This window comes from Gemelliphila asaccharolytica, from assembly GCF_001553005.1.
In the GTDB taxonomy this organism is placed as follows: domain Bacteria; phylum Bacillota; class Bacilli; order Staphylococcales; family Gemellaceae; genus Gemelliphila; species Gemelliphila asaccharolytica.
In genome coordinates this window covers 80,377-94,073 of sequence record NZ_KQ959899.1, presented here as the reverse complement: position 1 = coordinate 94,073, position 13,697 = coordinate 80,377, and the positions used below count along the sequence as shown (strand labels likewise).

Genomic DNA, 13,697 nt, shown 5'->3' with positions numbered 1-13,697 from the left:
AAATAGTCTTTTTATGCTATTATAGTAGATAAATATTTTAGTGGAGGAATATATGACAAAAATAACAAAAGAGCAAGTTGAACATATAGCAGAACTTGCTAGACTTGAAATAAAAGATGATGAAATAGAAATGTATACAAAACAACTAGAAAAAATAGTCGGATTAGTAGAAAATCTATCAGATGTAGACACAGAAAATATAAAACCAACTTATCATGTGCTAGATTTAGTTAATGTTTTTAGAGAAGATGTTGCTAAAAAAGGACTAGCTAGAGAAGAAGTACTAAAAAATGCTTATGAAACAGAAGCAGGACAATTTAAAGTCCCAACTATAATAGAATAATTATTAAGGAGAAATAAATGAGTTTAATTTACGAAAGTATTGAAAGTTTAGAAAAAAAACTTAAAAATAAAGAAATTAAGCCTACAGAATTATTAAAAGATTCATTAGATAGAATAAAAGAAACTGATGATAAAATAGGTTCATTTTTAAAAGTAACAGAAGATTTAGCAGTAGAAAAAGCTAAACATTTAGACAATTTACAAGAAAAAGGGGAAATAAGTGGGTCACTATTTGCTATACCAATGGGTATAAAAGATAATATTGTGACAAAAGATATAGAAACAACTTGTGCATCAAAAATATTGGAGGGATTTATTCCTATATATGATGCTACAGTCATGAATAAATTAAAAAAAGAAAACCCGATATTAATGGGAAAATTAAATATGGATGAATTTGCAATGGGTGGTTCTACAGAAACATCTTATTATAAAAAATGTAGAAATCCTCATGATTTACAAGCAGTACCTGGAGGCTCATCAGGAGGTAGTGCTGCATCTGTAGCATCTGGACAAGTATCATTTGCACTAGGAAGTGATACAGGAGGTTCGGTAAGACAACCATCATCATATTGTGGAATTATAGGATTAAAACCTACATATGGTAGGGTTTCACGATTTGGGCTTGTAGCATTTGCATCATCATTAGATCAAATAGGGCCAATGACAAGAACAGTTAAAGATAATGCTAGAGTGCTAGAAATAATATCAGGAGTAGATGAAAATGATATGACAAGTGCTCCAGTAGATGTACCAAAATTTAGTAAAATAATAACAGGTAATATAAAAGGATTAAAAATTGCTTTACCAAAAGAATATTTTTCTTCTGGGATTGATGAAGATGTAAAAGCTAGTGTATTAAATGCTGTGAAATATTTAGAAAGTCAAGGAGCAATTGTAGAGGAAGTATCATTACCAAACACACATTATGCTATCGAAACATACTATGTTATAGCTTCCGCAGAGGCAAGTTCTAACCTTTCACGATTTGATGGGATAAGATATGGATATAGAAGTGAAAATGCTAAAAATCTTTCTGAAGTTTATAGAAAAACAAGAGGAGAAGGTTTTGGTGATGAAGTAAAAAGACGTATAATGTTAGGAACTTATGTTTTATCTTCTGGTTATTATGATGCGTATTATAAAAAAGCACAAAAAATAAGAACATTAATAAAAGAAGATTTTGATAAAGTATTTAAAAACTATGATGTAGTAATAGGTCCAACAGCACCAACTGTAGCTTTCAATATAGGTGAAGAAATAAAAGATCAATTGACTATGTATGCTAATGATATATTAACTATTCCAGTGAATATGGCGGGTCTTCCAGCAATGAGCATACCTTGTGGATTTAAAGGAAAAAGACCTATAGGAATGCAAATAATAGCAAAACCGTTTGCTGAAAAAACAATATACGATGTAGCTTATAATTATGAACAACATTATAGTTTAAGTAATAAAAAAATAGAACTTTAGCGTTAGGAGAAAATTATGAATTTTGAAACAGTAATAGGACTAGAAGTCCATGTAGAATTAAAAACAAATTCTAAAATATTTTCTTCTTCACCAGCAAATTTTGGTTCAGAACCTAACACTAATACAAGTGTTGTAGATTTAGGTTATCCTGGAGTGTTACCAGTAGTAAATAAAAAAGTTGTTGAGTGGGGAATGAAAGCAGCTATGGCACTTAATATGACCGTAGCAAAAGAGTCAAAATTTGATAGGAAAAATTATTTTTATCCAGATAATCCAAAAGCATATCAAATTTCTCAATTTGATCAACCTATTGGAGAACATGGTTGGATAGACATAGAAGTAAATGGTGAAACAAAACGAATTGGAATAACAAGAGCACATTTGGAAGAAGATGCAGGGAAACTTACTCATAAAAACGGATATTCACTAGTAGATTTAAATAGACAAGGAGTTCCATTAATAGAGATAGTTTCAGAACCAGATATTAGAACACCAGAAGAAGCATATGCATATCTTGAAAAATTACGTTCAATTATTCAGTATATAGATGTATCAGATGTAAAAATGGAAGAAGGATCAATGAGATGTGATGCTAATATTTCATTAAGACCTTATGGACAAGAAAAGTTTGGAACAAAAACAGAACTTAAAAATTTAAATTCATTTACATTTGTTAAAAAAGGATTAGAATATGAACAAAAAAGACAAGAACAAGTGATATTATCAGGTGGTAAAATAGATCAAGAAACAAGAAGATTTGATGAAACTACTGGTTCTACAAAACTTATGAGAGTAAAAGAAGGTTCAGACGATTATAGATATTTCCCAGAACCTGATATAGTACCTATGGTTATATCAGATGAATGGATAGAAAAAGTAAGAGAAGAAATACCAGTTCTTCCTGATGAAAGAAGAAAAATTTATCAAGAAAAATTAGGACTACCTAAATATGATGCTCATGTTCTTACACTAACAAAAGATATGTCAGATATGTTCGAAGAAGCAGTAAAAAATGGGGCAGATCCTAAATTAGCATCTAATTACTTAATGGTAGATGTAAATGCTTATTTAAATAAAGAACAAAAAGAACTTAAAGATACAAAATTAACTGGTGAAAATTTATCAGAGATGATTAAATTAATTACAGATGGAACTATATCATCTAAATTAGCAAAAAAAGTTTTTCAAGAATTAATAGAAAATGGTGGAAGTGCTAAAAAAATAGTAAAAGAAAAAGGATTAATTCAAGTATCAGATGAAACTACTTTAAAAAATTGGATAAAAGAAGTATTGGATTTAAATCCTAAATCAATAGAAGACTATAAAAATGGTAAAGATAGAGCAATTGGATTCTTAGTTGGACAAATAATGAAAAAATCAAAAGGACAAGCAAATCCAAAAATAACAAATAAACTTCTTTTAGAAGAAATAAATAAACGATAATTATAAAAATAAAATCAAATAAAATTTTGATTTTTACAATTTAAAAATATTAATAATAATATATAATATTTAAAAAAATTAAAATAAATGTCAATATAAATTTGACTATATAAAAAAAAAAATGATATAATTTCAAACAGTGTAAAATAATAGCAGCTTAATATTTGTTATTGCCTCTATGTTATACATTTTTATGTGGCGATGTGTAGCCTAGCTGCAAGGCGAAGTTCCAGAGATATAACATATACAACAACGATATTTTGCTTTTTGTTTTACAAAAACAAAAAGAATAAGGAGGAGCAAAATGGCTCGTTTTACAGGATCAACATGGAAAAAATCAAGACGATTAGGAATTTCATTAAGTGGAACAGGAAAAGAATTAACTAAGCGTCCTTATGCACCGGGACAACATGGACCAGGTCAAAGAAAAAAATTATCTGAATATGGATTACAATTACAAGAAAAACAAAAATTACGTTATCTTTATGGAATGAATGAAAAACAATTTCATAAATTATTTAACAAAGCAGGGAAGTTACCAGGTTTACATGGTGCAAACTTTATGGCTTTATTAGCTACTCGTCTAGACTCTGTAGTATACAAATTAGGTTTAGCAAGAACAAACCGTCAATCAAGACAATTGGTAAATCATGGACATATATTAGTAGATGGAAGAAAAGTAGATATACCTTCTTATCAAGTAAAAGCTGGGCAAGTCATTACAGTTAGAGAAAAATCACGCAATCTTGAAATAATAAAAGAAGCCGTTGAAATAACAAATTACGTACCAGAATATTTAACTTTTGATGCAGATAAATTAGAAGGATCTCTTGTTAGAGTTCCTGAAAGAGGAGAGTTAAATCCAGAAATTAATGAACAATTAATAGTAGAGTACTATTCACGTTAATAAAAATCAAAACCCAGACTTGTTTCAAGTTGGGTTTTATTTTTATTATTAATAGTAAAAATAAAATTTTTAAAGGTATCAACTTTTTATGTTGACATCATATAAAATATAAGGTATAATAAATCTTGTGTTTATGAGGTGATATTTAATGAAATGGTTAAGATCTTCTTTATTTAAAAATGGAGAGCAATTTATTTTTGAAAAGAAGTTAGATATCAATATAAAAAATTTACCAAAATCTGTTTATGATATAAAAGATATTAGTATAAAAGCTATTCTTACCAAAAATGGAGAAAATAAAATATTAGTTGATATAAATATTAAGGGAACTTATTATGTATATTCTAGTAGGACTCTCAATATAATACCTTTTGATTTTAATATTGATGAAAAGGAAGAATTTGTAGATAAAAAATTCCTACAAGATGATAATTATTTTTCTGATATAAGCGAAATGGATATGTATATAGATATATCTGATTTAATCAGGGAAATCTTAATAGTAAATGTGCCTAATAATTATTTTTTAGAAGAAGAGAAATTATATAATATAAAAGGTAAAGATTGGAAATTAATGACAGAAGAAGAACACGTTAATAAAGATATAGAAAATAACCCTTTTTCAACTTTAAAAGATGTGTTTAAGAGTGATATTTAAATAAAAAATATTTGGAGGAAATTAACTATGGCAGTTCCTTTTAGAAGAACTTCAAAAACGGCTAAAAGAAAAAGAAGAACACATAAAAAATTATCTGTACCAGCTATTACATTAGATGAAAAAAGTGGAAATTATGTAATGGGACATCGTATCGATAAAAAAACTGGTATGTATAAAGGAAAACAAGTTCTAGACGTAAAATAAGATATTAGATATTACTAAAAGGCAACTCTCTAAAAAGAGTTGCCTTTTTATTTTTCGTAATATTTTATTATAGATTGAGTTCCTTCATTATATTTTATTTCATTAGATAAAGAGTTATACATATTGTAAACAAGTTCTAATCCTGGTAATTTTATGTTTAATTTTTCACATTCTATTAAAGCTAATTTCATATCTTTTATAAAATGATGAACAAAAAATCCTGGTTTAAAATCTTTTTCTAGTATTCTAGGAGAATAAGATGACATTGAAAAACTTCCTGCAGAGCCCGTAGAGATTGTTTCTAAAAATAATTTTAAGTTTAATCCTGCTTTTTGAGCAAATTTGTAGCTTTCAGCAACAGAAATCATCGTAGTGGCGATAGCTATCTGATTACCAAGTTTTGCATATTGGCCATTACCAGCATCTCCAAAATATTTTATATTTTTAGAAAAGATTTTTAATAAATTACGTAATTTATTTTCAAAAATAATTTCATTTCCTCCAACAAAAACAGTTAGTGTTCCATTTTTTGCACCTATATCTCCTCCTGTGACAGGGATATCAAATGTATTTACATTTTTTTTATAAAATTCTTTATTGATTTTTTTTGCAAGTTCTGGAGAAGAAGTAGTCATATCTATTAATATTTGATTTTCTTTTACGGTTTTTATAAGACCATCTTTACCGAAGTAAACTTCTTCTACATCACTAGGATATCCAACCATTGTAAATATAATATCTGCTTTTTTTGGAGCATCACTCACCTTTTCTAATTGAATAGCTCCCATTTTAACAACATTATTACACTTAGACTTTGTTCTATTGTAAACATAAACTTCATTATTATTTTTTAATAAATGCTTAACTAGATTTTCTCCCATTACTCCTATACCAATCCATGCTATTTTCATATGTACCTCCTTAAATATTTCTTTTTCTTTTATTTTATAATAAATTGATAGGTGTGTAAATTATATTTAGATTTTATTTGATAAAATATATTAGTGAAAAAAGAAGAATTTATGATATAATATAAAAAAAACAATAGGAGATAAAAATGACTAATATATACGATAAAGCAAATGAATTAGAAAAAGTATTAAGAGAAGATGAAAATTTTAAGTCTTTAGAAAAAGCATTTAAAGATTTAGCAGAAAAAGAAGAATCAAAAAATATATATGATAATTTTTTAAAAAAACAACAGGAATACATGGCCTTGTTACAATCTGGGAAAAAACCTTCTGATGAAGAAATAAAAAATTTACAAGAATTACAAAAACAAGTATTTGAAGATAAAACTGTTTCTAATCTAATACAAATACAACAACGTTTGCAAGTTACATTAGAAGATATAAATAAAATAATATTTAAACCTATTGAAGAATTATTCAATAATTTTAAATAATAAATAAAAAAAGAGAGTTTTAGCTAAAATTTTAGTTAATTTTATGTTTTAAAATTTTCTTTTTTTAGTTTAGCATAAAATGTAATTTTATAAATTTTTCAAGAAAGTTTGTATAATAAATTTTATAATATAAATTTATAATTATATTTTATATATATGAGGAGATAATATGTTTATTAAAGATTTGGAAAATGCAGTAAGTATAAGTGAATTTTTTTTAGTAGATAGCGTTAAAAATGGTATTTCTTCTAATGGAAAACCTTATATTACTGTTGTACTAAAAGATAAAACGGGAAGTATTGATGCTAAAATTTGGGAAGTGAAAAATGAAGATTATGAAAATTTGAAGTCAGGAAGAATTATTTTCGTTGAAGCTATTGCTAATGAATATAGAAATAAAATGCAATTGAAAATAAATAGTTATCGTCTAAAAAATGATGAGGATAAAGTATCTATAGATAATTTAATTAAAATTGCTCCTATTCCTAAAGAAATAATGATTTCTGAATTAAATGATTTTTTAAAAATTATAGAAAATAAAAAACTTAAAGCTATAACAATAGAGTTATTAAATAAATATAAAAATAAATTTATTAGCTATCCAGCTGCAAAATCTATGCATCATGATTTTTATTCTGGGTTAATATATCATACTACGACAATGTTAAAAGTTGCACAGAAACTTATGGAAATATATCCTATTCTCAATAAAGACTTGTTATATTGTGGTATTATTTTACACGATTTAGGGAAAACTGTTGAATTTGATGGACCTATTGCAACAAATTATACAGTAGAAGGAGAACTGATAGGGCATATATCTATAATGTGTAGTGAGATATCTGTTATTTCACATAAATTAGGTATTGAAGGAGAGGAAATAATATTATTGAAACATATGGTTTTAGCACATCATGGTAAATACGAATTTGGTTCTCCAAAATTACCAATGCTAAAAGAAGCAGAAATTTTGAACTTTATAGATAACATAGATGCCCGTATGCAGATGTTTGAAAAAAATCTATCAGATGTTAATCCTGGAGAATTTTCAGATAAAATATATGGCTTGGAAAATAGACATTTCTATGTTCCAAAATTTGACAAAAAACAATAATAGTTAGTAAAATAAACATTCTCTTGATTTTTTTAAAAAAAAGGTGTATCATTTAATAGTAAATCACGAATTATCTTTATAAAAAAGGAGAATATTTAATGTTAAATCGAATATTTAAGTTAAACGATAATAAAACTAATATTAGCACAGAAATCTCATCAGGAATGATAACATTTTTTTCTATGAGTTATATACTTGTTGTTAATCCAGCCATTTTATCTAGTGTGGGAGTTCCTTTGGAAAGAGTATTTACAGCAACTATATTAGCTATTTTAGTTGGTACATTAATTATGGCTTTAGCAGCAAATTATCCTATAGTTGTTGCACCAGGTATGGGTCTAAATTCATATTTTGCTAGTGTAGTAGCTATGACAGGAATAAATTATAAAACTATATTAGCCACTTGTTTTATAGGTGGGGTAATTTTTGTTTTTCTTTCTGCTACAAAGTTTAGAGAAGCATTAATTGACGCTATCCCTAGTAATCTTAAATATGGAATATCAGTAGCAATAGGTTTATTTATCACTTTTATAGGATTGAAAAATTCTGGTATTATTGTATCGAATAAAGCAACTATATTAGCTTTAGGAAAATTAGGGCAACCTATGGCATATTTAACAATTTTAGGAATAATTATAATATTAATTCTGTTAGTTTTAGAAGTAAAAGGGGCTATATTTATTGGAATGGTAATAATAGCTGTAATAAGCTATTTTATGGGACTTTTAAAGATAAATAAAATATTTGGAATGCCAAAATTTGATTTTAGTTTTGTATATAATCCTATTACAGAAAGTATGAATGTCTTTCAATTAGGGTTGTATGGTATTGTATTTGCGTTTTTAATGGTAACATTATTTGATACAACAGGTACAATGATAGCAGTAGCAAATCAAGCTGGATTAATAAAAAATGATAAGATAGTTAGAGCTAAGAATGTTCTTTTAGCAGACTCAATAGCTACTACAGTTGGTGCGTTATTTGGGACTTCTCCAACAACAGCGTTTATAGAATCATCTTCAGGAGTAGCAAATGGAGGAAAAACAGGGTTAACCTCATTAACAACAGCGTTCTTAGTGTTTATTTCAATATTTATTTATCCTCTTGCTAGTAGTTTGGTTTCTGTATCAGCAATAACATCTCCTGCACTTATAATAATAGGATCATTTATGATGGTTAATATATCAAAAATGGAATGGAATGATATAACAGAATCATTTCCAGCTTTTTCAACAATAATAGGTATACCTCTTACAGGTTCTATAAATGATGGGATAGCTTTTGGATTTATATTTTATGTTATTTTAAAAATAACAAAACGTCAATGGAAAGATATTCATCCGTTAATGTATTTATTTTCGATATTATTTTTGATTCAATTAATATGGTTACATTCTTAATTTGATAATATTATATAATTTTCAAAAAAAAAGAAATGAAAAATAATATTTTAATTTTTCATTTCTTTTTTTATATTATCTATTAGATACATTGTTATATCCAATGATTTTAAATATTGTTCAATTTTATTTATTTTATCGAAGTCTATAAATTTATCTCTTTTATAAGCCCTTATGAGAATGTTTTTAGGAGTGTTTTCTTCTGAAATAAATTCTACAATATCAGATTTATACGAACAGGCATCTAAAATTTCACTTCTTATAGAGTCTGTAAAAAGAGTAGAAAATTTTTCTTTTATAATATTATGTTTTAACATAATAGGTAAATAATTTCTATTTATTTGCTTATTGACTTCCTTATGACAACATGGAACTGCAAGAATAGAATTTGCTTTCCATTTAATAGCTTTTAATATGGCTATATCAGTCGCTATGTCACAAGCGTGTAAACTAATTACTATATCTATTTTTTGACTAATATTAAAATTAGATATGTCACTATAAATAAATTTCAGATTATTATAATTTAACTTTTTGGCTATATTGTTACAATTATCTATAACTTCTTTTTTCAAATCTATTCCAAAAATATCAACATCAAGATTTAATATATCAGTTAGATAATAATAAAGAGAAAAAGTAAGATAACTTTTACCACACCCAAAATCTATTATAGTTATCTTATTTTTTTTATCTATGTGCTTTATGCTATCATTTATAAATTCTAAATATTTATTTATTTGTTTAAATTTGTTGTATTTATCTTTTTTTATTATTCCATTATAAGTTTGAATTGATAATTCTATTAGAAAAGGATAAATTTTTTCAGCTGAAAGAATATATTTTTTTTCATTGTTATGCTGTTTAACTATTATTTTGTTATTTTTAAATTTTGTATTAACATTAATTTTAAATTTTTTAGACACTTTTATAGATATTTCTTCATTTGATGTTTTAAAATTTATATCTTTAGATATAAGAAATAAAGATTCAAGTTCTTGAATTAGAATGTCATTTTCCAATATATATATATATTTTTATGTTTAATAATTCTCTTATATATATATTCAAATTGTATATGTGGCTTATTTCTAATTAATATTATTTTCCCAATAACTTTTTTAAGCTCCATATTTTTTTCTCTAATATTAGAGAAAGTAATTTTTGAAATATCTTGTTTTTTTATTTTTTCTATTATTTTTAAAATAATTTCTTCTTTATTCATAATTTCTCCTAAAATTCTTATAAATTAATAATATCACAAAATTAATATAATAATAAATCAAATTCTATCAATTAAATATAAAAAAATTTGACGATAATATGTAATTTATTATATAAATAAAAAAATATTAGAAGTAATAAGTATGATTTTTATGATGCTTCCTTGTTTCAAATAAGAAAAAGTTTTGAAAATATTTTTCGAAAATATAATAAAAGCATCGGAAAATATGAATGAAAATTTTGGATATATTGTCGTTAAGAGTGGTTTTAGTTAAAAAACTTTATTTTCCTTGCTAAGTTTTTTGTTTTTGAGAAAAAAATTATATTATATATTCATAATGTATAAAAAATAAATTTTGTAAATTTTTAGTAATATTGAGTAATATCATTTAAAGTGGTATAATAAAATTTGGTAATTTTTGTAAAGGTAAGAGTTATGAATATAGAAGATATAATAAAAAATATAAAAATAAAAAAAATTTATGGAATAGTCCCAAATGATATTAAAGGAATAACAAATGATTCACGTAAGGTTGGCAAAAATTTTTGTTTTGTTGCACAAGTAGGATATACAGTAGACGGACATGATTTTATAGAAAATTCTATTTCAAAAGGTGCTACACTAATCATAGCAAGTGAAGATAAATGTTATTCATATAAAAATACTTGTGTTGTAGTTGTAAAAGAAAAAGAAGTAAATAAAGTAGCTAGTAAGATTAGTTTTTTAATAAATAATCTATCTTACGATATAAATACAGTTGCTGTTACAGGAACAAATGGAAAAACAAGTATTACTACTTTAATTCATAATATACTGAGAGAACTTGGAGAAAAAAGTTCTTATATGGGGACAAATGGATTTTGTATGAATGATGAAAAACCAAAATATTTGGGTAATACTACTCCTGATGTCCTTATTCTTCATGAAAAAATAAGAGAAATAAAGAAAAATAGAATAAATAACTTTGCATTTGAAGCATCTTCACACGCTTTAGTTTTAGGAAGAATTTATAATGTGCCAATAGATATAGCAATATTTACTAATCTAACACATGAGCATCTTGATTTTCATAAAACAATGGAAAATTACGCTCATGATAAATCTCTACTTTTTTCAACTTTGGGTAACAATTTATTAGAAAAAAAATATGGTGTTTTAAATCTAGATGATAAATATTATGGAAAAATGTCTAAATCTTTGTATCATGAAGAGATAACATATTCTATAAAAGATAAAAATGCAGACTTTTTTGCTTATAATATAAAAATGGTATCTGAAAACAATAAGTTTTATACTAACTTTGAATTAAAAACTCCAGAAGGCGATTTTGTATGTAAGATGCCTTTTATAGGCGATTTTATGGTTAGTAACATGATGGCTAGCATCATAGCTGTTTGGCTAAAAGGAATTGATTTGAATAAAATAATAAAAACCATAGAAGTTTTACCACCTTTATTGGGAAGAATGGAAATAATTTCTGGTGAATTACCTATTGATATAATAAGTGATTTTGCACATACTCCTGATGGATATAAAAAGTTATTAGAGGCTACAAGAGAAATAAGAAAAAATAGAAGAACTCTTCTTCTTACAGGTATGGGAGGAGGAAGAGATTTATCAAAAGGACCTTTAATAGGCAATATAATATCAGAAGCAGATTATGTAATAATAACTACTGATAGTCCTAGAGATGAAGATGTAAATGTTCTAATGAATAGCATTGAAAAAGGAATGAAACATAATAATTACGAAAAAGTTTGGTTTAGAACAGATGCAGTTAAAAGAATAGTAGAAATTTCAAGACCTGGAGATGTTATTATTTTAGCATCGAAAGGCAGAGAGGATTATGAAATACTAGCAGGAGGAAAAAAAGTTTGGCACTGTGATCCAGAAGTTTGTATTCAAGAGGCTAGAAAAAAATATAATAAAGAAAGGTAAAAATTATTTGTGAATAATATTAAAGAAGAAGTACTAAAAAGAAGAACATTTGCAATAATATCCCACCCAGATGCTGGTAAAACAACACTAACAGAAAAATTACTTTTATTTGGTGGAGCTATAAGAGAAGCGGGGACTGTAAAAGGAAAAAAAACTGGAAAATTTGCCAAAAGTGACTGGATGGATATAGAGAAAAAAAGAGGTATTTCTGTAACTTCATCAGTAATGCAATTCGATTATGATGGGAAAATTATAAATATATTAGATACACCAGGACACGAAGATTTTTCAGAGGATACATATAGAACTTTGATGGCAGTAGATAGTGCAGTTATGGTTATAGATGGTGCAAAAGGGATAGAAACACAAACTCTAAAACTCTTTAAAGTATGTAAGATGAGAGGAATACCTATATTTACATTTATTAATAAACTTGATAGAGAGATAAAAGATCCTTTAGATTTATTACAAGAAATAGAAGAAAAATTACAAATAGAAACATATCCTATGAATTTACCAGTAGGAATGGGAAAAAATTTTTTTGGAATAATGGATAGAAAAAATCATTATATAGAACCATTTAGAGAAGAAAGTTTTATAGAATTAGATAAAAATTATAATATAGTAAAGGACCATACAATATCAAATGATTCTATGTATAAAAAATGTGTAGAAGATATGATATTAGTAGCAGAAGCAGGTTATGAGTATGATTATAATAAACAAATGATAGGAGAGCAAACTCCGGTATTTTTTGGGTCCGCACTTTCTTCATTTGGAGTTGAAAGCTTTTTAAACTATTATATAGACACTGCACCAACACCAAAAGAAAGAAAAACGATAGATGGTGATAATACTAGCCCATTATCAGAAGATTTTTCTGGATTTATTTTTAAAATACAAGCAAATATGGATCCAAAACATAGAGATAGGATAGCTTTTTTAAGAATATGTTCAGGAATTTTTGAAAGAGGAATGGATGTTTTTTTAGCAAGAAATAACAAAAAAATAAAAATATCTAGATCTACAAATTTTATGGCAGATGATAAATCAACTATAGATGTAGCTTATCCAGGAGATATAGTAGGTCTTTATGATACAGGAAATTATCAAATAGGAGATACCTTATATAAGAATAAAAAATTAGAATATGAAAAATTACCTTCATTTACTCCAGAAATATTTGTTAAAGTTTCGGCTAAAAACGTTTTAAAACAAAAACATTTTCATAAAGGAATAGAACAATTAGTTCAAGAAGGAGCAATACAATATTATAAAACTTTATATACAAATCAAATTATTTTAGGAGCTGTAGGTCAATTACAATTTGAAGTATTTGAGCACAGAATGAAACATGAATATAATACAGAAGTTGTTATGGAGTATATAGGTAAAAAAACAGCTCGTTTCGTAGAAAATGAAAAAGAAATTGATGAAAGTATGTCATCATCAAGAAGTATTTTAGTAAAAGATCTACAAGATAATTATGTTTTCCTTTTTGAAAATGAGTTTGCTTTAAGATGGTTTGAAGAAAAACATAAAGATATAAAATTATACAGTTTATTATAAAAATTATAAAAAAACA

14 protein-coding genes are annotated in these 13,697 nt (G+C 25.8%); 11 read left to right on the top strand and 3 right to left on the bottom strand.

The window, feature by feature from the left end; all coding sequences use genetic code 11:
- Nucleotides 1–52: 52 nt before the first annotated feature.
- From gatC to rpmF, 6 genes are all read left to right on the top strand, one after another.
- The gene (gene gatC, locus HMPREF1871_RS04800; protein ID WP_066130622.1) at nucleotides 53–343 is read left to right on the top strand and encodes an Asp-tRNA(Asn)/Glu-tRNA(Gln) amidotransferase subunit GatC; all 291 of its coding nucleotides are present in this window, start codon (nucleotides 53–55) and stop codon (nucleotides 341–343) included.
- A 17-nt stretch (nucleotides 344–360) separates the two neighbouring features.
- Nucleotides 361–1,818, top strand: coding sequence for an Asp-tRNA(Asn)/Glu-tRNA(Gln) amidotransferase subunit GatA (gene gatA / locus HMPREF1871_RS04795; RefSeq protein ID WP_066130620.1), 1,458 nt, complete (start codon nucleotides 361–363; stop codon nucleotides 1,816–1,818).
- Between the two features lie 15 nt (nucleotides 1,819–1,833).
- Nucleotides 1,834–3,261 (top strand): Asp-tRNA(Asn)/Glu-tRNA(Gln) amidotransferase subunit GatB, encoded by a 1,428-nt coding sequence (gatB, locus tag HMPREF1871_RS04790; RefSeq protein WP_066130617.1) that lies wholly within the window; start codon nucleotides 1,834–1,836, stop codon nucleotides 3,259–3,261.
- A gap of 304 nt (nucleotides 3,262–3,565) precedes the next feature.
- Complete coding sequence (rpsD, locus tag HMPREF1871_RS04785; RefSeq protein ID WP_066130615.1) at nucleotides 3,566–4,168, top strand: 30S ribosomal protein S4; 603 nt, start codon at nucleotides 3,566–3,568, stop codon at nucleotides 4,166–4,168.
- A gap of 148 nt (nucleotides 4,169–4,316) precedes the next feature.
- Nucleotides 4,317–4,826: a YceD family protein gene (locus HMPREF1871_RS04780; protein ID WP_066130614.1), complete on the top strand. Its 510-nt coding sequence runs from the start codon at nucleotides 4,317–4,319 to the stop codon at nucleotides 4,824–4,826.
- A gap of 27 nt (nucleotides 4,827–4,853) precedes the next feature.
- Complete coding sequence (rpmF, locus tag HMPREF1871_RS04775; RefSeq protein WP_066130613.1) at nucleotides 4,854–5,030, top strand: 50S ribosomal protein L32; 177 nt, start codon at nucleotides 4,854–4,856, stop codon at nucleotides 5,028–5,030.
- A gap of 47 nt (nucleotides 5,031–5,077) precedes the next feature.
- Here the strand turns inward: rpmF and HMPREF1871_RS04770 are convergent, their stop codons facing one another.
- The gene (locus HMPREF1871_RS04770; protein ID WP_407919983.1) at nucleotides 5,078–5,974 is read right to left on the bottom strand and encodes an NAD(P)-dependent oxidoreductase; all 897 of its coding nucleotides are present in this window, start codon (nucleotides 5,972–5,974) and stop codon (nucleotides 5,078–5,080) included.
- A gap of 113 nt (nucleotides 5,975–6,087) precedes the next feature.
- Here HMPREF1871_RS04770 and HMPREF1871_RS04765 point away from each other — a divergent pair, with 113 nt between their 5' ends.
- From HMPREF1871_RS04765 to HMPREF1871_RS04755, 3 genes are all read left to right on the top strand, one after another.
- A complete protein-coding gene (locus HMPREF1871_RS04765; RefSeq protein ID WP_066130611.1) occupies nucleotides 6,088–6,435 on the top strand; it encodes a YlbF family regulator in 348 nt (115 codons plus the stop codon).
- 169 nt (nucleotides 6,436–6,604) lie between these two features.
- On the top strand, nucleotides 6,605–7,549 hold the full coding sequence (locus HMPREF1871_RS04760) for an HD domain-containing protein (protein ID WP_066130610.1): 945 nt from the start codon (nucleotides 6,605–6,607) through the stop codon (nucleotides 7,547–7,549).
- A 98-nt stretch (nucleotides 7,550–7,647) separates the two neighbouring features.
- Nucleotides 7,648–8,949, top strand: coding sequence for an NCS2 family permease (locus tag HMPREF1871_RS04755; protein WP_066130608.1), 1,302 nt, complete (start codon nucleotides 7,648–7,650; stop codon nucleotides 8,947–8,949).
- A 50-nt stretch (nucleotides 8,950–8,999) separates the two neighbouring features.
- On the opposite strand, the gene HMPREF1871_RS04750 is transcribed toward HMPREF1871_RS04755, so the two are convergent.
- Together HMPREF1871_RS04750 and HMPREF1871_RS06395 are read right to left on the bottom strand one after the other, a co-directional pair.
- Nucleotides 9,000–9,971 carry a class I SAM-dependent methyltransferase gene (locus tag HMPREF1871_RS04750; RefSeq protein WP_232297373.1) on the bottom strand — a complete coding sequence of 324 codons (972 nt, stop codon included), beginning with the start codon at nucleotides 9,969–9,971 and terminating at the stop codon, nucleotides 9,000–9,002.
- Nucleotides 9,953–10,174 carry a hypothetical protein gene (locus tag HMPREF1871_RS06395; RefSeq protein WP_232297372.1) on the bottom strand — a complete coding sequence of 74 codons (222 nt, stop codon included), beginning with the start codon at nucleotides 10,172–10,174 and terminating at the stop codon, nucleotides 9,953–9,955. Before HMPREF1871_RS06395 ends, HMPREF1871_RS04750 begins: the two co-directional genes overlap by 19 nt.
- A 435-nt stretch (nucleotides 10,175–10,609) precedes the next feature.
- Between HMPREF1871_RS06395 and HMPREF1871_RS04745 the strand changes: the two genes are divergently transcribed.
- Together HMPREF1871_RS04745 and HMPREF1871_RS04740 are read left to right on the top strand one after the other, a co-directional pair.
- A complete protein-coding gene (locus HMPREF1871_RS04745) occupies nucleotides 10,610–12,112 on the top strand; it encodes a UDP-N-acetylmuramoyl-L-alanyl-D-glutamate--2,6-diaminopimelate ligase (protein ID WP_066130606.1) in 1,503 nt (500 codons plus the stop codon).
- A 9-nt stretch (nucleotides 12,113–12,121) separates the two neighbouring features.
- On the top strand, nucleotides 12,122–13,681 hold the full coding sequence (locus HMPREF1871_RS04740; RefSeq protein ID WP_066130604.1) for a peptide chain release factor 3: 1,560 nt from the start codon (nucleotides 12,122–12,124) through the stop codon (nucleotides 13,679–13,681).
- Nucleotides 13,682–13,697 lie beyond the last annotated feature (16 nt).

What these genes read in the sequence shown, in the direction of transcription:
- gatC (WP_066130622.1), top strand. Translation starts at nt 53, where the DNA reads ATGACAAAAATAACAAAAGAGCAAGTTGAACATATAGCAGAACTTGCT.
- gatA (WP_066130620.1), top strand. Translation starts at nt 361, where the DNA reads ATGAGTTTAATTTACGAAAGTATTGAAAGTTTAGAAAAAAAACTTAAA.
- gatB (WP_066130617.1), top strand. Translation starts at nt 1,834, where the DNA reads ATGAATTTTGAAACAGTAATAGGACTAGAAGTCCATGTAGAATTAAAA.
- rpsD (WP_066130615.1), top strand. Translation starts at nt 3,566, where the DNA reads ATGGCTCGTTTTACAGGATCAACATGGAAAAAATCAAGACGATTAGGA.
- HMPREF1871_RS04780 (WP_066130614.1), top strand. Translation starts at nt 4,317, where the DNA reads ATGAAATGGTTAAGATCTTCTTTATTTAAAAATGGAGAGCAATTTATT.
- rpmF (WP_066130613.1), top strand. Translation starts at nt 4,854, where the DNA reads ATGGCAGTTCCTTTTAGAAGAACTTCAAAAACGGCTAAAAGAAAAAGA.
- HMPREF1871_RS04765 (WP_066130611.1), top strand. Translation starts at nt 6,088, where the DNA reads ATGACTAATATATACGATAAAGCAAATGAATTAGAAAAAGTATTAAGA.
- HMPREF1871_RS04760 (WP_066130610.1), top strand. Translation starts at nt 6,605, where the DNA reads ATGTTTATTAAAGATTTGGAAAATGCAGTAAGTATAAGTGAATTTTTT.
- HMPREF1871_RS04755 (WP_066130608.1), top strand. Translation starts at nt 7,648, where the DNA reads ATGTTAAATCGAATATTTAAGTTAAACGATAATAAAACTAATATTAGC.
- HMPREF1871_RS06395 (WP_232297372.1), bottom strand. Translation starts at nt 10,174, where the DNA reads ATGAATAAAGAAGAAATTATTTTAAAAATAATAGAAAAAATAAAAAAA.
- HMPREF1871_RS04745 (WP_066130606.1), top strand. Translation starts at nt 10,610, where the DNA reads ATGAATATAGAAGATATAATAAAAAATATAAAAATAAAAAAAATTTAT.